Source organism: Aeromonas sp. 6P (assembly GCF_051919525.1).
Taxonomy (GTDB): Bacteria; Pseudomonadota; Gammaproteobacteria; order Enterobacterales; family Aeromonadaceae; genus Aeromonas; species Aeromonas veronii.
This window is the reverse complement of sequence record NZ_JBQBEO010000002.1, coordinates 1,281,548-1,301,317: the sequence shown is the minus strand read 5'-3', so window position 1 is coordinate 1,301,317 and position 19,770 is coordinate 1,281,548. Positions and strand designations below refer to the sequence as shown.

The 19,770-nt window shown below is 58.4% G+C and carries 19 protein-coding genes; 11 read left to right on the top strand and 8 right to left on the bottom strand.

Features of this window, described 5'->3' with window-relative positions; translation table 11 throughout:
- Positions 1–213 precede the first annotated feature (213 nt).
- Positions 214–921 (bottom strand): tRNA/rRNA methyltransferase, encoded by a 708-nt coding sequence (locus tag ACTG2J_RS06285; protein ID WP_201990846.1) that lies wholly within the window; start codon positions 919–921, stop codon positions 214–216.
- A gap of 206 nt (positions 922–1,127) precedes the next feature.
- On the opposite strand from ACTG2J_RS06285, the gene aceK reads away from it, so the two are divergent.
- Positions 1,128–2,855: a bifunctional isocitrate dehydrogenase kinase/phosphatase gene (gene aceK, locus ACTG2J_RS06280; RefSeq protein WP_439997296.1), complete on the top strand. Its 1,728-nt coding sequence runs from the start codon at positions 1,128–1,130 to the stop codon at positions 2,853–2,855.
- 78 nt (positions 2,856–2,933) lie between these two features.
- Here the strand turns inward: aceK and tesB are convergent, their stop codons facing one another.
- From tesB to rnm, 6 genes are all read right to left on the bottom strand, one after another.
- A complete protein-coding gene (gene tesB / locus ACTG2J_RS06275; protein ID WP_005338122.1) occupies positions 2,934–3,800 on the bottom strand; it encodes an acyl-CoA thioesterase II in 867 nt (288 codons plus the stop codon).
- A gap of 218 nt (positions 3,801–4,018) precedes the next feature.
- Complete coding sequence (rluB, locus tag ACTG2J_RS06270; RefSeq protein WP_005347347.1) at positions 4,019–4,942, bottom strand: 23S rRNA pseudouridine(2605) synthase RluB; 924 nt, start codon at positions 4,940–4,942, stop codon at positions 4,019–4,021.
- Positions 4,943–5,076: 134 nt separating this feature from the next.
- Complete coding sequence (scpB, locus tag ACTG2J_RS06265) at positions 5,077–5,649, bottom strand: SMC-Scp complex subunit ScpB (protein ID WP_374845677.1); 573 nt, start codon at positions 5,647–5,649, stop codon at positions 5,077–5,079.
- Positions 5,633–6,502, bottom strand: coding sequence for a segregation and condensation protein A (locus tag ACTG2J_RS06260; RefSeq protein WP_421386080.1), 870 nt, complete (start codon positions 6,500–6,502; stop codon positions 5,633–5,635). Before ACTG2J_RS06260 ends, scpB begins: the two co-directional genes overlap by 17 nt.
- The gene (locus ACTG2J_RS06255; RefSeq protein WP_021231208.1) at positions 6,495–7,115 is read right to left on the bottom strand and encodes an L-threonylcarbamoyladenylate synthase; all 621 of its coding nucleotides are present in this window, start codon (positions 7,113–7,115) and stop codon (positions 6,495–6,497) included. Before ACTG2J_RS06255 ends, ACTG2J_RS06260 begins: the two co-directional genes overlap by 8 nt.
- Positions 7,116–7,222: 107 nt before the next feature.
- Positions 7,223–8,104, bottom strand: coding sequence for an RNase RNM (gene rnm / locus ACTG2J_RS06250; RefSeq protein ID WP_335833053.1), 882 nt, complete (start codon positions 8,102–8,104; stop codon positions 7,223–7,225).
- Between the two features lie 436 nt (positions 8,105–8,540).
- Here rnm and ACTG2J_RS06245 point away from each other — a divergent pair, with 436 nt between their 5' ends.
- The 9 genes from ACTG2J_RS06245 (at position 8,541) to ACTG2J_RS06205 (ending at position 17,881) form a co-directional block, all read left to right on the top strand.
- Positions 8,541–10,172, top strand: a complete 1,632-nt coding sequence (locus ACTG2J_RS06245; protein ID WP_439997295.1) for an anthranilate synthase component 1 — start codon at positions 8,541–8,543, stop codon at positions 10,170–10,172.
- Positions 10,169–10,786 (top strand): aminodeoxychorismate/anthranilate synthase component II, encoded by a 618-nt coding sequence (locus ACTG2J_RS06240; protein ID WP_013723977.1) that lies wholly within the window; start codon positions 10,169–10,171, stop codon positions 10,784–10,786. Before ACTG2J_RS06245 ends, ACTG2J_RS06240 begins: the two co-directional genes overlap by 4 nt.
- 10 nt (positions 10,787–10,796) lie before the next feature.
- Positions 10,797–11,825, top strand: coding sequence for an anthranilate phosphoribosyltransferase (trpD, locus tag ACTG2J_RS06235; RefSeq protein WP_421386078.1), 1,029 nt, complete (start codon positions 10,797–10,799; stop codon positions 11,823–11,825).
- Entirely contained in the window at positions 11,825–13,321 is a 1,497-nt protein-coding gene (gene trpCF / locus ACTG2J_RS06230) for a bifunctional indole-3-glycerol-phosphate synthase TrpC/phosphoribosylanthranilate isomerase TrpF (RefSeq protein ID WP_421386136.1), read from the top strand. The genes trpD and trpCF overlap by 1 nt, the downstream gene beginning before the upstream one ends.
- A gap of 47 nt (positions 13,322–13,368) precedes the next feature.
- On the top strand, positions 13,369–14,562 hold the full coding sequence (gene trpB / locus ACTG2J_RS06225; RefSeq protein ID WP_421386077.1) for a tryptophan synthase subunit beta: 1,194 nt from the start codon (positions 13,369–13,371) through the stop codon (positions 14,560–14,562).
- Entirely contained in the window at positions 14,559–15,365 is an 807-nt protein-coding gene (gene trpA / locus ACTG2J_RS06220; RefSeq protein WP_421386076.1) for a tryptophan synthase subunit alpha, read from the top strand. The genes trpB and trpA overlap by 4 nt, the downstream gene beginning before the upstream one ends.
- 497 nt (positions 15,366–15,862) lie before the next feature.
- On the top strand, positions 15,863–16,645 hold the full coding sequence (locus ACTG2J_RS06215; protein WP_290034983.1) for a hypothetical protein: 783 nt from the start codon (positions 15,863–15,865) through the stop codon (positions 16,643–16,645).
- A 102-nt stretch (positions 16,646–16,747) separates the two neighbouring features.
- Positions 16,748–17,080 (top strand): hypothetical protein, encoded by a 333-nt coding sequence (locus tag ACTG2J_RS06210; RefSeq protein ID WP_439997294.1) that lies wholly within the window; start codon positions 16,748–16,750, stop codon positions 17,078–17,080.
- A 225-nt stretch (positions 17,081–17,305) separates the two neighbouring features.
- A complete protein-coding gene (locus ACTG2J_RS06205) occupies positions 17,306–17,881 on the top strand; it encodes a hypothetical protein (protein WP_439997293.1) in 576 nt (191 codons plus the stop codon).
- 21 nt (positions 17,882–17,902) lie between these two features.
- Here the strand turns inward: ACTG2J_RS06205 and ACTG2J_RS06200 are convergent, their stop codons facing one another.
- Positions 17,903–18,505 (bottom strand): metal-dependent hydrolase, encoded by a 603-nt coding sequence (locus ACTG2J_RS06200; protein WP_439997292.1) that lies wholly within the window; start codon positions 18,503–18,505, stop codon positions 17,903–17,905.
- A 345-nt stretch (positions 18,506–18,850) separates the two neighbouring features.
- Here ACTG2J_RS06200 and ACTG2J_RS06195 point away from each other — a divergent pair, with 345 nt between their 5' ends.
- On the top strand, positions 18,851–19,627 hold the full coding sequence (locus ACTG2J_RS06195) for a BPL-N domain-containing protein (RefSeq protein ID WP_439997291.1): 777 nt from the start codon (positions 18,851–18,853) through the stop codon (positions 19,625–19,627).
- Positions 19,628–19,770 lie beyond the last annotated feature (143 nt).

Genomic DNA, 19,770 nt, shown 5'->3' with positions numbered 1-19,770 from the left:
AAAACCAGTCCAACAAAAAGGCCCGTACTGGGTGGGTACGGGCCTTTTCTGATTTCTGTGCTTGTTCGTCAGCGCATCAACCGGCCCCAGTGCCACCTGTGGTGGTACCGGTAATAATGGTGGTGGTGATGACGTTGGTGAATAACTGCATGACGAACACTCGTTGACGAAGCTGGCTTTTAGCAATACCGCGGCGGGCGATGGGCTGTCAACTTAAACCTCTTTGCCAAGTTTGCGCGCAAGGTCTTTGCAGAGCAGGTGGAGCATGTTCAAATCCCGCTGCGGCAGCATGGGCACCCGGTCCATCACCCATTGATGCAGTTTTTCATCCCGCGAAACTCCGAGTTCACCCAGCAATTCTGCTGTTTTGCTTTTCAGCACACGAACCTGCCCGGTGTTATCAAAATTTTCTGCTACCGCAGTGGCGCCGTCGGCGTTCAGCTCATCCATCAGCTGACTCATCTCGTAGGCGTAGAGCATGATCGCCTGCCCCAGATTAAGGGAGGGGTAGCTCACCTTGAGGGGCAGATAGCTGATGAGGTCGACCTCGGCCAGCTGCTCGTTGGAAAGTCCCGACTCCTCGCAGCCAAAGACGATGGCCACCTTGTTGAGGGAAGGCTTGGCGCGGATCTGCTCGCGGATCTCCCCCGGCGTGAGGTAGTGCTGGTAGCGACCGCGCTCACGGGCAGTGGTGGCGATCACCAGATCCATGTCGGCCAGCGCCTCGGGCAGGGTATCGAACGCCTCAGCCTGAGTCAGGATCTCCTGCGCGCCGTGAGCTACCCAGCTCGCCTCCTCCTCTTCGTGTACCCGGCTCGCCACCAGTCGCATGGCATCGAATCCCATGGTTTTCATGGCGCGGGCAGCCGCCCCCACGTTCGCAGGTCGGGCAGGTGCCACCAGGACAAAATAGAGCTTCATCGGGTTTCCTCACAGGCCGGACGGCCTCTCAAACAGACAGCAAACAGTCGCTAAACCATCACCAAAACAGGGGCGCAATCTACCGTTTATCCCCGAAAATTGCCACTTGAACAGACGTTTGAATGTTGCGATAGTGGCCTGACGTGTGAACAAATTACACCCAATCCTTCGCGCTATCGGCCCGACAGATCACAAGGAAGAGAGAGATGCAGCAGCCATTGGAACAGGCCGTCGCCGAGACTATCTTGCAACGCTTCGAGTCGTTTTACAGCCGGTTTCTCGAGATAACCCAGGGCAGCAAGAGCCGCTTCGAGAACAGTGACTGGCTGGGGGTGCAGCTCGCCGGACGCGAGCGAATTCGCCTCTATGACCACCATGTGGGGGCCACCGCCAGCTCCATCCGCCAGATGATGGGGGAGCACCACGCCACTCAGGAGCTGCTCAAGCGGGTCAAGAGCGCCTTCAGCGACCTGCTACCCCGTTGTGACAACTTCGAGGTGGCGGAGTCCTTCTTCAACTCCGTCTATCGCCGGATCTTTCGCCATCGCAATATCCGCGACGAAAACCTCTATATCCACCCCTTTGTCAGCCGTGGCGAAAAACCGGACCTGAGCGCCCTGCTGCGGATCTATCGCACCGATCTCGCCCACTTGCCCCAGACCTTGAGCCAGCTTTTGGGGGATTACAGCTTCACCCTACCCTACGAGGACAAGCAGCGGGATATTGTCGACATCCACCGCCATCTTGCGGAGAACGGCCCGCAAATCATCCATGATAAGCCCTTTGCCATCGAGCTGCTCAAAGAGGTGTTCTACCGCAACAAGGGGGCCTATCTGGTGGGGCTGATCCGGGCCCGGGATCAGGTCTTCCCCTTTATCCTGCCCCTGCTCAGCACCGGCCACAGCATCTATGTGGATACCGTCATCTTCGAGCCGGATCTCGCCTCCATAGTCTTTGGCTTCGCCCGTGCCTACTTTATGGTTTATGCCCGCGAACCGGCACTGTTTGTCGCCTTCCTGCGCCAGATCATGCCCCACAAGCCCGATTACGAGATCTACAACGCCATCGGCTGCCAAAAACATGGCAAGACCGAGCTCTATCGCCACTACCGCCACCATCTGGCACAGAGTCGGGATCAGTTCATCATCGCCCCCGGCATCAAGGGGATGGTGATGAGCGTGTTCACCCTCCCCTCCTACGATGTGGTGTTCAAGGTGATAAAAGACGAGTTCACGCCGCCCAAGGATGTGAGTCACGAGCAGGTGAAGGCGAAATACCGGCTGGTAAAACAGCACGACCGGGTTGGCCGCATGGCCGATACCCAGGAGTTCACCAACTTCGAGTTTCCGCTGGATCGCATCTCGCCCGAACTCCTTGCCGAGCTCAAGGTGGTAGCGCCGTCGGCGCTCACCATCAGCGACGACAAGCTGGTGATCAAGCACCTCTACACCGAGCGCAAGATGATCCCCCTCAACCTCTATCTGGACAAGGCGGACGAGCAGCAGACCCGGCTCGCACTGGAGGAGTACGGCAACGCCATCAAGCAGCTGGCGGCGGCCAACATCTTCCCGGGGGACATGCTGTTCAAGAATTTTGGCGTCACCCGTCACGGCCGGGTGGTTTTCTACGACTACGACGAGATCTGCTACATGACGGAGTGCAACTTCCGCCAGATCCCGCCGCCGCGCTACCCCGAGGATGAGTGGAGTGCCGAGCCCTGGTACTCGGTGGCCCCCAACGACATCTTCCCCGAGGAGTTCGCCACCTTCCTGCTGCAAAAGCCGCAGGTGCGGGAGATCATGCTGCAGCTGCACAAGGAGATGTTCGACGCCAACTACTGGAAGATGCTGCAGAGCAACATCAAGGTGGGGGTGTTCGAGGATGTCTATCCCTACCGGCGCAAGAAGCGCTTCAAGTACCAGCGCGGCGGCTGATCCCGCAGCGCCCACGCACATCGCAGCAACGAAAACGGGGTGGCCCAAGCCACCCCGTTTTGCTATCCGCTTTGCGCCTTAACTGCCGCGACGGCGGATCACCCCCTCCTGCATGGTGCTCGCCACCAGCACTCCATCGCGGGTAAAGAACTGACCGCGCACCAGACCGCGGCCGCTGCTGGCGCTCGGGCTGTCTACCACGTAGAGCAGCCAGTCGTCGAAGCGGAAATCCCGGTGGAACCACATGGAGTGGTCGATGGTGGCCACCTGCATGTCCGGCTCCCAGTAGGACACCCCGTGGGGCTGCAGCGAGGTGAGCAGGAAGTTGAAGTCGGAGGCGTAGGCCAGCAGGTATTTGTGCACCCGCAGATCGTCCGGCATCTGACCGTTGGCCTTGAACCAGACGTGGCGCACCGGATCCTGCACCGTCGGCCGAATAGGGTCGACCAGGGTCACAGGGCGCATCTCGATGGGCTGCTCACAGAGGATCTTGTCCCGCAGGGAGGCCGGGATCAGGTTCTCGTAGGGGCGCACCAGCTCCAGCTCGCTCTTGAGCTCCTCCGGCGGGGTGATGCCGGTGGGCATCTGCGCCTGATGCTCGAAGCCATCGGCCGGCACCTGAAACGAGGCGTTGAGATAGAAGATGGGCTTGCCGCCCTGAATCGCCTTGACCCGGCGGGTGGAGACGGTCTGGCCGTCACGGATATTCTCCACGTCATAGACGATGGGACGGGTCACATCCCCCGGACGCAGGAAGTAGGAGTGAAAACTGTGAACCTGACGGCCGGTCTCGACCGTCTGCTTGGCAGCTGACAAGGCCTGCCCCATTACCTGTCCGCCAAACACGGCCCGCAGACCGAGATCCTGGCTCTGGCCCCGAAACAGGCCCTCCTCGATTTTTTCCAGCGCCAGCAACGCCAGCAGCTCATCAAGTACCTTGCTCATTGTTCACTCCTCTATCAGAGCCGCACAGGCTAACAAGCTCACCGGAGCAGAGCAACCGCAGCGGCGCGTCTGCGGGCAAGCAGAAGACAGAAATGCCCCTCAACCCCCCTTTTACCAGCCAGGGGGGTTGATACAAAAAGGCCCGCACCAGTTGGTGCGGGCCTTTGCTTGGCCGACTGCGCACTTGAACGGCGCGCAGTTCGCAACGGGTTGTCGGCTTACTTGCTGCCGGTACCGGAGTTGCGGGTAGAGGCTTGCGGCTTGCGACGGGCGGTGGTGGCGCGGGCACGGGGCTCTTTGCCCTGCATCTCTTTGTGACGCTGTACGGCGCGACGGATCTGGGCGGCCTGCTTGTGACGGCTGGTTTTGCCATCCTGCTGCAGATCGACCTTGGATTCGGTCTCCGGCGGCAGGTTGACCAGACCGCGCAGGTAGTTCACTTCCGGCAGTTTCAGCTCTTGCCAGCCGCCGCGCGGGATGCCGCGGTCCAGCTTGACGTCTCCGTAGCGGATCCGCATCAGGCGGCTCACCTGCACTTCCTGGGATTCCCACAGGCGGCGCACTTCACGGTTGCGTCCTTCGGTCAGGGTGACGTTGAACCACTGGTTCAGACCCTCACCGCCAGCCGGTTTGATCTTGTTGAACTTGGCTGTGCCATCTTCCAGCTGCACGCCCTTGCGCAGACGCTGCAGCATGGCTTCGGTGATTTCGCCAAAGACACGGACCGCGTATTCCCGCTCTACTTCGTGGCTCGGGTGCATCAGGCGGTTGGCCAGCTCACCATCGGTGGTGAACAGCAGCAGACCGGAGGTGTTGACGTCGAGGCGGCCGACCGCGATCCAGCGGGCACCTTCCATCTTGGGCAGACGATCAAACACGGTGGGACGACCTTCCGGATCGTGACGGGTACACATCTCCCCTTCCGGCTTGTGGTAAGCCAGTACGCGGCAGATCACTTCCTCTGCGGCACGGGTCTTGACCTGGTGACCATCCACCCGGATCACGGCGTTCACTTCGACGCGATCCCCCAGTGTGGCGACCTTGCCATCCACACTGACCCGACCTGCGGTGATCAGGGCCTCCATCTCACGACGGGAGCCGTGACCCGCGCGGGCCAACACTTTTTGCAGTTTTTCACTCATCGGGGTTACCTGATTGTTGATCGCTGCCCACAGGTAATAGGGGCAACGGGGTTAACTGTAACAAACGCCGGTTGGAGCACTCGCCACAGTTGAAAAATGTATATCTCGGTGACATAGGCACGCTTGGGCACCATTCACCGGGCATAGCTCTCCCCGTCCACCGCAGAGGGCAACAGGGGTTGCAGCTCCGGATCAAGCTCGGGGAGCTGCTCCAGACTCTGCAGATTAAAGTAATCCAGAAACTCTCTGGTGGTGGCGAGCAGCTCGGGGCGACCGGCCACCTCTTTGTGGCCGATGCTGCGCACCCAGCCACGCTCTTTCAGGGTATTCACTATCTGGCTCGACACCGCCACCCCACGGATCGCTTCTATCTCGGCCCGGGTGATGGGTTGGCGATAGGCAATCAGGGTCAGCGTCTCCATCACGGCGCGCGAATAACGCGGCGCCCGCTCGCTCCAGAGCCGCGAGAGCTCTTCGGCATACTCCTGACGCGCCTGAAAGCGCCAGCCGGAGGCGACCTCCTTGAGCTCGACGCCTCGCGAGCTGTAATCTTGCCTGATCTCGGCCAACAGCAGCTGAACATAGCGACTGGTCACCGGATAATCCGCCAGCACGCTGCTTTTCAGCTCGCTGACATTAAGCGGACGACCGGCCACAAACAGCGCCGCTTCGATCAGGGTCTTGAGTCGTTCAGTGGGCAGCGCCACGGTTGCCCTCCTCGCTCTGCTCGGCCAATGCGAAATGAATTGGTCCCAGCGGTTCTGCCTGCAGGATCCAGATCAGTTGCTCCTTGCACAGCTCCAGCAGGGCCAGAAACGTCACCAGTACCCCCATGCGTCCCTCTTCGGCACGCAGCACCTGCTCAAGGCGCAGGGTCTGGCCCAGCGTGAGCATGGCGAGGATCTCCGCCATGCGCACCCGGGTCGGGATCTGTTCGCGGCGGATCTGGTGATGTTCGAAATGAGTCGCGCGTTTTACCACACTTTGCATGTAAAGGGCGAGCTCAACCAGCGAAACATCGGGCGCCAGTGGCTTGAGGGCGCCAAAATCGGGGGGAAAGGCGGTGGCGATATAAATCTCCCGCTCCACCCGTGGCAGCTCATTGACCCTCTCTGCACCTACCTTGTAACGCTCGTACTCCTGCAGGCGGCGAATAAGGGTCACCCGCGGGTCTTCCCCCTCCTCTTCATCCTCCAGCTCCGGCGCCTTGGGCAGCAGCAGGCGGGATTTTATCTCCGCGAGCCAGGCCGCCATCAGCAGATATTCAGCCGCCAGCTCAAGGTTGAGCCCCTGCATCAGCTCCACGTACTCCATGTACTGGGCGGTGATCTGCAGGATCGGCAGATTGAGGATATCGAGCTGCTGGCGCCGGATGAGATAGAGCAGCAGATCGAGCGGCCCCTCGAAGGTATCGAGGAACACCTCCAGCGCATCGGGCGGGATGAACAGATCCTGGGGCAGCTCGTGATAGGGCTGCCCCAGGACTTTCGCGATGGGTAGCGCGGCGCCAGTCCCCGTCTCGGCGGAGGGGACTGTCACCGGTTCAGCGACATCACTCAAACGGGGTTGGATCTCCGGCGCCGCGACGACGCAATACCGGCTCGTCGTCAGAGAAATCGACCACTGTGGTGGGCTGCTCGCCCAGATAACCACCGTTGACCACCAGATCAATCTGCTTGCCCAGCTTGTCGAAGATCTCTTCCGGGTCAAACTCGGCCATCTCGGACTCCGGCAGGATCAATGTGGTGGAGAGCAGCGGCTCGCCGAGGGCTTCCAAGAGCGCCTGGGCAATCTTGTTGTCCGGCACCCGGATGCCGATGCTCTTCTTCTTCTCGTTCATCAGGCGGCGCGGCACCTCTTTGGTCGCCTTGAAGATGAAGGTGTAGGCGCCCGGGGTGTTGTTCTTGATCAGGCGAAACGCGCTGTTGTCGACCTTGGCGTAGGTGGAGATCTCGGAGAGATCGCGGCACACCAGGGTGAAGTCGTGGTTGGCATCGAGGCGACGGATGCGGCAGATGCGCTCCAGCGCGCCCTTGTCACCCATCTGGCAGCCCAGCGCATAGCCGGAGTCGGTCGGATAGACGATGACGCCGCCGTTCTGGATGATCTGTACCGCCTGACCGATCAGACGGGCCTGGGGGTTTTCAGGATGTACGTAAAAATGCTGACTCATAGCTTGTTCTCGCAATGGGGGCAGCAATACCTGCCCGCTCGTATGGTCACGGGCCAAAGACCCATGACACTACCTTAAACCTGTTTGTGGCTGCTTCGCTGGCGCCGTTAGCGACTCGCCAGCAGCTCGGCATGTTGTTCGGTGGTGAGCCCAAAGTGACCGGGATAGGCCAGCCAGACGGGCATTCCCTCTTTGGGCAGCCAGAGGTGGCGGCCCAGCTCGGTCCAGTTGGAGGGGAAGTGAAAATCCGATCCCACCGAGATATAGAGGTCGTGCTCCTTGGCCCACTGGCCCAGATTGGCCCGCTCCTGTGGGCTCTGCTGGGGCAGCGAAACCTCCATGGCATCCCCACCTGCCGCCTTGAAGGCCACCAGCAGCCGCTTGATCCACTTGGCGGTGAGATCGTAACGGCTGGGGTGGGCCAGCACCGCCAGCCCACCGGCGGCATGAATGGCCGCGATAGCTTCGCTCATCTCGGGCCACTCGGCCGGGGCATACCCTTTATTGCCACGGCTCAGGTACTTTTTGAATACCTTCTGCATATTGTCGGCCACCCCGCGTGCCACCAGCACTCGGGCAAAGTGGGCGCGGGTCACGGCGGCGTCACCGGCGAGCGCCTTGGCTTCTTCATAGGTGCCGGGGATGAGGCACTTCTCCAGACGACGCCCGATTTCCAGCGCGCGCGCCTCGCGACGGGCCAGCTGACCGGCCAGAAAGTCGGTCAGTTGCGGATTTTTTTCATCCACCCCCAGCGCCACGATATGAATTTCGTGATGCTCCCAGCCGGTGGAGATCTCGACCCCGCTCACCAGTCGCAGCGGCAGTTGCTCGGCGTCGATGGTGCGGCGCACCTCATCAAGTCCGGCAAGGGTATCGTGGTCAGTAACCGCTAACACCTCGACCTGTTTTTCGGCGGCGCGACGCACCAGTTCGGCTGGGCTCAGCACCCCGTCGGAGGCAGTGGTATGGCAGTGAAGATCGAATCTCATCAGGTTATTCCGCTCTCGTGGTCAGGTCACCATTCATGGCAAATCGGTGAAAGAAGGCTAAAAAGCGACTTGACTTGGCCGCGGCTTTATCGTTTTCTGTAGGCACTTCATTGCAAACATCTTTTTACAGGACTTTATCATGCAAACGACTTCCATCCTGACCATCTGGTGGTGGCACACTCCCTGACATGCGGGCGTGTGGTCGTTGCTGTACCTGTAATCTGACAGCAAATTAAGAACCCAAAGAAAAAGCCCGCTGACCCCAGCGGGCTTTTTTATTATCCGGCAAATGGACCTGTGATGAAACCGAGAATTCAGACAAGCAAGCTGAGCTGGCGATGGCGCCCCTGAACCAGCCACCCCGGACCAATTAAATTTCTAAGGAATTCAACGTCATGAACATCGGTAAACAGCATCACACGCAAGGGAACGCACTATGACAGCCACACATCGCCTTCCTCTGGGTGAATTCGATACCCTGAAGCTCAACGCCTCCTATGTGGCCGATCCGCTGGCGCTCTATACCCGCCTCTGTCAGGGTCGCCCCAACAACCTGCTGCTGGAATCGGTGGAGATCGACTCCAAGGCAGGTAAACAGAGCCTGCTGCTGGTCGATGCCTGCCTGCGCATCGAGTGCCGTGGCCACACCGTGCGGGTGCGCAGCCTGAACGACAACGGAGCCCAGTTGCAGAGTCTGCTGGCTGAGCGGCTGCCTGCGGTGGTTGCCCGCTCGCTGGTAGATGGCGAGCTGCAGCTCGACTTCCCGGCCTCCGATCGGGAGCAGGACGAAGATTCCCGCCTCAAGGGGAGCAGCGTGCTGGACGTGTTGCGCACCCTGCAGCGGGAGCTTGATTGCCAGCTCGGCAAAGAAGCGCTCTTTATGGCGGGCAGCTTTGCCTATGACCTCATCGCCTCATTTGAAGATCTGCCCGACGTGCCGGAGGGGAGCAACAGCTGCCCCGACTACTGCTTCTATGTGGCCGAGACCCTCATCACCATCGACCATATCGAACGCACCACTCAACTGCTCGCCTGCATCTTTGGCGGCGACAGCGACGAAAGCCAGGTGGAAGACAGATACACCCGCCTGACCGAACGACTCATCGACTTCAAACAGATTTGCCAGCAACCCCTCTGCGCCGAACTGACCACCCAGCCCCTGACCGGTGGCATGAGCGTGGACAAGAGCGACAAACAGTTCTGCGCCGAGGTGGAGAAGCTCAAGGGCTTTATCCGCCGTGGCGATATCTTCCAGGTGGTGCCGTCCCGCTGCTTCTCCCTGCCCTGCCCGAGCCCCCTGGCCGCCTATCGCCGCCTCAAGCAGACCAATCCCAGCCCCTACATGTTCTACGTGCAGGATGAGGGCTTCACCCTGTTTGGCGCCTCCCCCGAGAGCGCGGTGAAATTCTGCGCCGCCAGCCGCGATGTGGAGATGTACCCCATCGCCGGTACCCGCCGCCGCGGCTTCAACCCTGATGGCAGCATCAACCGCGATCTCGACGGCCGCATCGAGCTGGAACTGCGTCAGGACGAAAAAGAGGTGGCCGAGCACCTGATGCTGGTGGATCTGGGCCGCAACGACATCGCCCGCATCTCGGAGCCCGGCACCCGCTACGTCAAGGAGCTGCTGAAAGTGGATCGCTACAGCCACGTGATGCATCTGGTCTCCAAGGTAGTCGGCACCCTGCGCTCTGACCTTGACGCCCTGCACGCCTATCAGGCCTGCATGAACATGGGCACCCTCACCGGCGCCCCCAAGATCCGCGCCAGCGAGCTTATTCGCATGGTGGAAGGCAAGCGCCGCGGCAGCTACGGCGGCGCGGTCGGCTACATCAACGGTGCCGGCGAGATGGATACCTGCATCGTCATCCGCTCGGCGTTTGTCAAAGATGGCGTGGCCCATGTGCAGGCCGGTGCCGGGGTGGTCTATGACTCCAAGCCGCAAGCCGAAGCGGACGAAACCCGCGCCAAGGCGGCCGCCGTGCTGGCCGCCATCGCCGCCAGCCATGGCACCTCCCTGCAAGCCCTGAGCGCCCAGCAGGAGCAACATAAGGACGTGAGCCAATGAGTACCGGATCAACAGCCACCAATATCTTCCTGCTCGATAACTTCGACTCCTTTACCTACAACCTCGTCGACCAGTTCCGCTCCCTCGGCTATCCGGTGCGGATCTACCGCAACAGCCTGCCGGCCAGCCGCATCATGAGCGAAATTGCCGCCTGTGAAGGGGACGCCGTACTGGTGCTCTCGCCGGGGCCGGGCGCCCCCCACGAGGCGGGCTGCCTGATAGACCTCATCAAGCTGGCTCGTGGTCAGGTGCCCATCCTCGGTATCTGCCTCGGTCATCAGGCCCTGTGCGAAGCCTACGGTGGCACCGTCGGCGCGGCGGGCGAGATCGTCCACGGCAAGCGTTCGCTGATTGAGCACAACGGCCACGGCGCCTTCGCCGGTCTGCCGAGCCCGCTGCCGGTGGCCCGTTACCACTCGCTGGTCGCCACCTATGTACCGGAAGAGCTGACGGTGATTGCCCACTATCAGGGGATGCCCATGGCCATCGAGCAGCAGGATGAGCGGGTACTGGGCTTCCAGTTCCACCCGGAATCCATCATGACCTCGGAAGGGGCTCGTCTGCTGACTCAGGCGCTCGCCCATATCACCCGTCCAGAAAGCAGTGTGCGGTAAGGAGACCAACATGCATCAACATCTCAACACCCTCTATCAGGGTCAGTCTCTGAGCCGTGAAAGTACCCGCGACGCCTTCGGTCAGGTGGTACGTGGCGAAGTGGACCCCATCGTGCTCGCAAGCCTGCTGACTGCCCTCAAGATCAAGGGGGAGACCCCGGAGGAGATCGCTGGCGCCGCCGAGGCCCTCTTGGCCGAAGCACGTGACTTCCCGCGTCCGGACTATGAATTTTGCGACATCGTCGGCACCGGTGGCGATGGCCTCAACACCATCAACGTCTCCACCACTTCGGCACTGGTCGCCGCCGCCTGCGGCCTGAAAGTGGCCAAGCACGGCAACCGCTCGGTCTCGAGCAAGTCGGGTTCGAGCGATCTGCTCGACAAAATGGGCATCAAGCTCGACATGAGCCCGGCGCAGGCGCGCCGCTGCCTCGATGAGCTCGGCATCTGCTTCCTGTTCGCCCCCCAGTACCACGCCGGGGTGCGCCATGCCATGCCGGTGCGCCAAGCCCTCAAGACCCGCACCCTGTTCAACGTGCTGGGGCCGCTTATCAACCCCGCTCGTCCCACCTATCAGTTGATGGGGGTCTATGCCCCCGAGCTGGTGCGCCCCATCGCAGAAACCCTGCTGGCACTGGGGCTGAAAACCGGTATGGTGGTGCACGGCGCCGGGCTGGATGAGATTGCCATCCACGGCCCGACCCAGGTGGCCCAAATCCGTGACGGCGAGATCCGCGAGTTTCTGCTCACCCCGGCTGACTTTGGCCTGGAGACCTACCCGGTCAGCGCCATTCAGGGTGGTGAGCCTGAAGAGAACCGCGCCATCACTGCCGCCATTCTGGAAGGGCGTGGCACTCCGGCTCACAACGCCGCCATTGCCGCCAATGTGGCGCCGCTGCTGCTGATGGCGGGCAAGGCGACAGACCTCAAGAGCGCAGCGGCCGAGGTGCTGGCAGTGCTGGCGAGCGGCAAGGCTTCGGATCTGGCCGCTCAGCTCGCCACCCTGAGTCATCAGGAAGCGGGCCATCAGGAGGCATGATGTCAGCCACCATGTCGCACAGCAGTCATTCAGAACGCCCACAGGGCAAGAGCCAGTTTCGCAAGGATAACGAGATGTCAGACCTTATTGCCCCCCATGCTTTTCTGAACATTGCCTCCATCAGCCAGACCATTCTCGGCAAGATCGTGGCGGCCAAACAGGAGTGGGTTGCCGCCCGCAAGCTGGCCCAGCCGCTGGAGAGCTTCCAGAGCACGCTGACCCCCAGCGATCGGGATTTCGTCGGGGCGCTCAAGGCGGGCTCCACCCGCTTTATTCTGGAGTGCAAGAAGGCCTCCCCCTCCAAGGGCTTGATCCGCGACGATTTCAGCCCGGAGGCGATCGCCGACATCTATGGCAAATACGCCACCGCCATCTCGGTGCTGACCGACGAGAAGTTCTTTCAGGGGGATTTTGCCTTTTTGCCGCGGGTGCGCAGCCGCGTCAGTCAGCCGGTGCTCTGCAAGGATTTCATGATTGACCCCTATCAGGTCTATCTGGCCCGCCACTATCAGGCGGATGCCATCCTGCTGATGCTCTCGGTGCTCACCGACGAGGGCTATCGCGCCCTGTTCGCGGTCGCCAAGGAGCTGGGCCTTGGCGTACTCACCGAGGTGAGCAACGAGGAGGAGCTGACCCGCGCCATCGCGCTGGGCGCGCCGGTGATTGGCATCAACAACCGGGATCTGCGCGATTTGAGCGTCGATCTCGCCCGCACCAAACAGCTGGCCAAAGACATTCCGAGCGATCGGGTGGTGATCAGCGAGTCCGGCATCAATCACCGCGCTCAGGTGGCGGATCTGCGCCACCACGCCAAGGGCTTTCTGGTGGGCTCGTCATTGATGGCCGAGCCGGATCTGGAAGCCGCAGTGCGCAAGCTGGTACTGGGCCAGAACAAGGTGTGCGGCCTGACCCGCGCCGAGGATGCCGCCGCAGCCCATCAGGCGGGTGCGGTGTTTGGCGGTCTGATTTTTGTGGCGAAAAGCCCGCGCTATGTAGACATCCCCGCCGCCCGCGCCGTGATGGCGGGCGCACCGCTCTCCTACGTCGGGGTATTTCGCAACGCCCAGCCCGCCACCATCGCCAAGACGGTGGATGCGCTGGGACTCGCCGCCGTGCAACTGCACGGGGATGAAGATGCCGCCTATATCGAAGAACTGCGTCCGCTGCTGCCCGCTGGCTGCCAGATCTGGAAAGCAATTGGCATCACAAGTGGCGAGCCGCTGCCCGCCCTCGACTACCCGGCGGATCGCCTGCTGCTGGATACCAAAGTAGGCAGCCAGAGCGGCGGTACCGGTCAGGCGTTCGACTGGGCCCTGCTGGCCCATCTCGATAAAGCCAAGCTGATGCTGGCGGGGGGCCTTAATCCCGACAACGCCCTGCAGGCGGCGCAAGTGGGCTGCCTCGGACTTGATTTCAACTCCGGGGTGGAGAGTGCCCCGGGCCAGAAGGATGCGCACAAGATTGCAGCCGCCTTCGGCGCACTGCGCAACCTGTAACGCAACCCTTTTTGATGTTTCGATTTAGCTAATACAAGGAAGAAGCCATGACCCTGCTCAACCCGTTTTTCGGTGAATTTGGCGGTATGTATGTACCCCAAATCCTTATCCCGGCCCTGCTCCAGCTGGAGAAAGCCTTCGTCGATGCCAAGGATGATCCGGCCTTTATCGCCGAGTTTCAGTCCCTGCTGACCGAGTATGCCGGTCGCCCGACGCCACTCACCCTGACCCGCAATCTGACCAAGGGCACCAAGACCCGACTCTATCTGAAGCGTGAAGATCTGCTGCACGGCGGCGCCCACAAGACCAACCAGGTGCTGGGTCAGGCGCTGCTGGCCAAACGGATGGGCAAGAGCGAGATCATCGCCGAGACCGGTGCTGGTCAGCATGGAGTGGCCACTGCGCTGGCCTGCGCCCTGCTCGGCCTCAAGTGCCGGGTCTATATGGGCGCCAAGGATTGCGAGCGCCAGAAGCCCAACGTCTTTCGCATGAAGCTGATGGGCGCCACCGTGATCCCGGTGCACTCCGGCTCCAGCACCCTGAAAGATGCCTGCAACGAGGCGCTGCGCGACTGGGCTGCCAACTACGAGTCGGCCCACTACCTGCTCGGGACCGCCGCCGGCCCGCACCCCTTCCCCACCATCGTGCGGGAGTTCCAGAAGATGATCGGCGAAGAGGCCAAGGCCCAGTGCTTCGAGAAGGAGGAGCGACTGCCCGACGCAGTGATCGCCTGCGTCGGCGGCGGTTCCAACGCCATCGGCATGTTTGCCGATTTTATCGATGAGCCGTCGGTGCGCCTGATCGGCGTCGAGCCGGGCGGCCACGGTATCGAAAGTGGCGAGCACGGTGCGCCGCTCGGTCACGGCAGCAAGGGGGTCTTCTTTGGCATGCACTCCTATCTGATGCAGGACAATCAGGGGCAAATTCAGGAGTCCTACTCCGTCTCGGCGGGGCTCGACTTCCCCTCCGTCGGCCCGCAGCACGCCCATCTGGCCACCATCGGCCGCGCCGAGTACCCCTCGGTGACCGACAAGGAGGCGCTGGATGCCTTCCAGGAGCTGGCCAAATCCGAAGGCATCATACCCGCGCTGGAGTCCTCCCACGCACTGGCCCACGCCCTCAAGATGGCCCGCAGTGAACCGGAAAAAGAGCAGGTGCTCATCGTCAACCTCTCCGGCCGTGGCGACAAAGATATCTTCACCGTCGCAGACATTTTTGAGAAAGAAGGAACCTTGTCATGAACCGTTACGCACAACTCTTCTCCCGTCTGGACGAGGCTAATCAGGGCGCCTTTGTGCCGTTCGTGATGCTGGGTGACCCCACCCCCGAATTGTCGCTAGCCATCGTCGATGCGCTGGTAGAAGGGGGCGCCGATGCCCTCGAACTCGGCATTCCCTTCTCCGATCCGGTCGCGGACGGCCCCACCATTCAGGGCGCCGCCCTGCGCGCCTTTGCCAGCCACACCACCCCGGACGACTGCTTCGAGCTGCTTGGCCGCATCCGCGCCAAGTACCCGCAGCTGCCCATTGGCCTGCTGGTCTACGCGAATCTCGTCTATGTGCGCAAAATCGACGGCTTCTACGAGAAGTGCCAGCAGGCGGGCGTGGATTCGGTGCTGGTTGCCGACGTGCCGGTGCAGATGTGCGCCCCCTACAAGGCGGCCGCCGACAAGTTCGGTATCGACAGCATCTTTATCGCCCCGCCCAATGGCGACGCCGAGACCCTGAAACAGGTGGCGGAGCTCGGCAATGGTTACACCTATCTGGTGAGCCGCGCCGGCGTCACCGGTGCCGAGACCAAGGCCGGCATGCCGGTGGAGGGGCTGATCAATACCCTGCGCGAGTTCAACGCCCCCCCCGCCCTGCTCGGCTTTGGCATCAGCGAACCTGCTCAGGTGCGTGAAGCGATCAAGGCTGGCGCCGCCGGTGCCATCTCCGGCTCCGCCGTGGTGAAGATCATCGAGACCCACCACCAGAACCCGGAACATATGCTCACCCGTCTGAAGGAGTTTGTGGAAGGGATGAAGGCCGCGACCAACCGCTAAGGTCGGATAATGGGGTCAGCTGCCTGTGGCCCTGATGGCCCAGCTTGCGTATCAACACCACGTATAGCGATATAGCTGCAATCACTGCATCAAAGGGAGCCTGACCGGCTCCCTTTCTTTTTATCTCGCTTGCACCCGCTTGCAATTATGGGCGTCTTGCCCCCTCGCCCTTCGGGAGAGGGCTGGGGTGAGGGCTGCTTTGCATTCCCTGCCAAATGAGTGGTTCACTCAGCGCACGCCTTAATGACTAATTTATTGATCCAACACAGATTCCGGCCAAAACACGCTTCTCAACTCGCCCCCCTTCCCTTTAAGATACCCGAATGACAATCAACCTCTCGGAAGAACGCCATGAAAGCGATTGTTGCTATCTCGCAGGTTAAAAGCAGCGGGCTGGGGGCTGTCACTCAGGGGCGGTAGCGTGGTTTTTGTAGGTTGTCACCGCGTGTAGCAAAACCCAACATACGAGAGGGACATTAGCTTTATGTGGAGATTACATGCCTAATTTAAAAATGACACTTTTAGAAAACTCCACAAGCTTCTTCTTAGAGTCTGTGAGTAAGGCTATTCAGGCTGAATCAGATGAAAATAAATGGAAGTTTGCGATACTGCTTTTAGTTCAGGCAATCGAAACCAGTCTAAAAGAACGCCTGAGAAGAACTAATGAGATTTTTATCTACTCGAATATAGATAAGCCCAAAAACACCGTAGATCTGAGTTTAGCGATTGAGAGGCTGGAGAATATTTCGAAAGTTAAATTGAAGCAACCTGATGTTAAGTGCATTAGAACTGCATCTGAGCTTCGAAACCAAATAGTTCATTTTGAGTTTGATCTTTCGATCGAGCAAATTAAGTCCAACTTTGTAAGTCTTGTAGGTTTTTATTCATCATTTTGCCGAGACCATTTGGCTTCAGATATTTTCTCTCAGCTCCCACCCAAGTTGCACTCAGAGGTACTAAAGCTCGATAGCTATGTTGAAGAGCTAGAAAATAGAGCCTCGGAACGAATGGCTGCTGAAGAAATTCCAGATAATGAAGTATGGGAGTGTCCAGCATGTAAAAAAGATACATTTGTCATCTACGATGGTATAGATACTTGTTACTTATGCGGTCATTCAGAGCCAATTGTTGAATGTGAGCAATGCCAGACTCTTGAATTCGAGGGTGAACTTGAACAAGTAGACTTTGGCAATATGAAAGGTTGGGAGAACTATAAGGCTCTATGTAAGGATTGCGTTTATAAACTAGAAAATGAAAATCCTTACGAAGACTATTATTGAGTAAAAATCAGAACACCCACTTTTCTTAAAAAAACGTTACACAGCAAGAATAACAAGATAAATTTCCAAGCTTTATTTATTAAAAAATAGTAGATAGTCATCATGAAAATGTTTTTACATAGTCCAGACCAAGATACAGACATCCGGAAGATTTATCAAAAAGCTTTTAATGAAGCAATTGAACTATATATTGTAACTGCATATTTAACTCATTGGGACATGTCTTTACAACTTAATAATTCATGTGAGAATTTCAGAGTTATCATTGGCAAAGATTTTGGTATTACAAAGAAATCAGCATGCCATAAAATAATGCAGTGGCTACCTTCGGAAAGGAAAAGCCAATTTTTGGTCGCAGACAAGATTGATGGTTTTCACCCCAAGGCTATTTTTTGGAAAGATACTGAAGACAAGTGTCATGTACTTATTGGCTAATCAAATCTCACTAAAGCTGCTTTCGAAAGTAATTATGAGGCTAATATCTACTCAGAAATTAATTCTGAATCATACAGTCAAGCAAAAAACTGGATAGGGAAAATCACAGAGAAATCTGTCGTTGTATCAGAGGATTGGCTCGCACAATACATCGAAGGTACTCCTTCAAGCAAAAATAAACCTCTTAATAATTCAGACAAACAAAATTCAATAGCAAGTTTACTCTTGCCTCTGCCTGATGGTGCCAAAGATAAAGTTGACGAACGTAGACAGCAGATTTTAAAACATCAGGCGGTGAAATCATCTTTACATGAACTGTTCGTCAATTGTGCATCAAAAAGTATACTTTCATCGGAATTTTATGCCCAACTACCAAACTTTTGGAGCTGGGAAATTGGTAACAGACTTCAAGGCAGAGGATGGGAACGTCGAGGGAGAGCAAGTAATTTTCATGAGCTATCAATTAGTTATCTAAAAATAATTAAGTCATCAGATTTCGAACGTGATGACGTTGTTGTCAGAGAAATTGACAGGCTTAAAAAGTTGAAGGTATCGGCTAGGACTGCATTCTTTTCTGAGATGTTATGTTTAACTTATCCAGAACGCTATCCGGTTTTGAACAAACCAGTATGGTCTTACTTAGAAGATATTAATTTCAGAGCCCCTAAAGGTGCAAGCGAAGGTGTTGCTTACATTGATTTAGCGAAAAAACTGCGTCTGTCTCTAAAGGAAAACCCGTCGCACCCAGCTCAGAACTTGGCGGAATTAGATACAGTAATATGGTTGCAGTATCACGAATAAATATTGGTTTTAAAAAATACCTCAAGATTGACTGTCAACGTGTACAGATTGTACAGATCTAGTTTCAACGCGTGGCGACCCTCGTCCCACGCCTCCCTCCCCTCTCAATACCCGCCATCCCATCAACACCAGCATCAATACAACCCCCGGCAGCCAGACCCAGTAGAGCTCGGAGAGGATCACCGCCTCACCTCGGGCCGTGAGATAGGCCTCCAACTTGAAGGGGGCGACCCGGATCACCTGCCAGGGGGCGAAGAAACGCCCGTCACGCCATGGCCAGAGCCAGCCAACCCCCTTGCCGCCGGTGGTGAGGGAATCGAGCAGGCTGTGGGAGAGCAGAGAGACCAGCAGAAACGACCAGATGGTGGCGGCGCTGGCCCAAAATTGGCGGTGAAACAGCATGGCCAGAGTGGGCAGGGCAAAGGCAAACAGCAGGGAGTGGGTAAAGCCGCGGTGGCCAAAGACATGGCCGTAGGCGACCCCCAGTTTGAAGGCCAGCACATCAGCATCGGGCAGCATGGCGATGGCAACCCCTGCCAGCAGCAGGCGGGGCGGGATAATCCGGCTGCCCAGCCCGAGCCCAAGGCAGAGGGGTACGGCGGCGTGGGTGACAATGGTGGGCATAGAGTAAAGCTCCAACTGAAAACGTGAGCCTACCCTACCCCCGCTCGGTGAAGTGAAGGTGAAGTGCACCCTCTTATGTTGCTTGATTCCTCCCTCGAATCCTTATCCATCAGCCAGAAGAGGCGTCACACAGGAAGAAGTGAGACGGCTGTTGTACGCGCTCCGAAGCAGGGGCCGAAATCCTGTGGTTTGTCCCTCTGTATTGGCTCGTTCGTTGTGTGTCGAACGCAGGCCCAATCAGCGTTGGCACGTTAACTTGAAATGTTCATTTAACAGCGGCTGACATGCAGAACAGGATCGTGATAAGTAGTCTCTTCGGTTCACATCACAGGGACAGTGGCAGCGATGAATGTATCAAAAAGCGTCGTGCGGATTGCGAGCGTTATCAGCCTTTGGTTAATGACAGGATGCATGGCAGAGGCCGCCTCTGCGCAGCCGCAGCAAGAGCCGTACGCGCTGATCTATAACGGGCCGGTTTCTGATGGGGATAGCACCAAGACGATTGCGGATGTGGTCAAGCAGCTGGGCTTGCCAGTCAGGTATCTCTCCAATATCGAGGCGCTGCCTGCAGAGCTCGATAATGCCAGGGTGTTTATCGTTGGCGGCACTGAGGACGATGTTGAGCCGCTCCTCAATGCCTTCACCGCGGACGCTCGTTCGGCGTTAAAAACCTATTTGCAGAATGGTGGCCGCTACCTCGGGATCTGTGGGGGGGCATTTGTGGCATCCACCGGCTGGTCTGAAGATGAGGGCTTTGTGCCGGCGCTGGGCCTTGTCCCTGCGACATCCGATGATTATGACGGCGACTTTAGCGCCCGGATCTTCCCGATCACCTGGCTTGGTGAAGAGCGCCAGATGTATTACCAGGCCGGCCCGCAATTTAGGCCGGTGCCAAGCCCAGAGCAGGTCAAGGTCATCGCCCATTTTCACAACCATCAGATTGCCGCGCTGATCAGCTCATACGGCAAAGGCAAGGTGGCGGTTTCCGGGCCACATCCCGAAGCCCCTGAATCGTGGAAAAAGAACGCGGTGAACGGCGACAAGATGGAGTCGAATATTCATCTGGCTGCAGGACTCGTTAACGAGTTGCTCTCCGAAGAGCCCGTCACCGATGCGAAGTAGTCGCATCCCTACGCCCCCGGATTTGGCACCATTGCTCGGCCCGGAAGTCAGGGCACCTATCAGCCGCTATCCATAAAAAAAACCACCGACCTGCAAAAAGTCGGTGGTTTTTTTATCGGTGGTAGATAACGGGTAGCCGATAC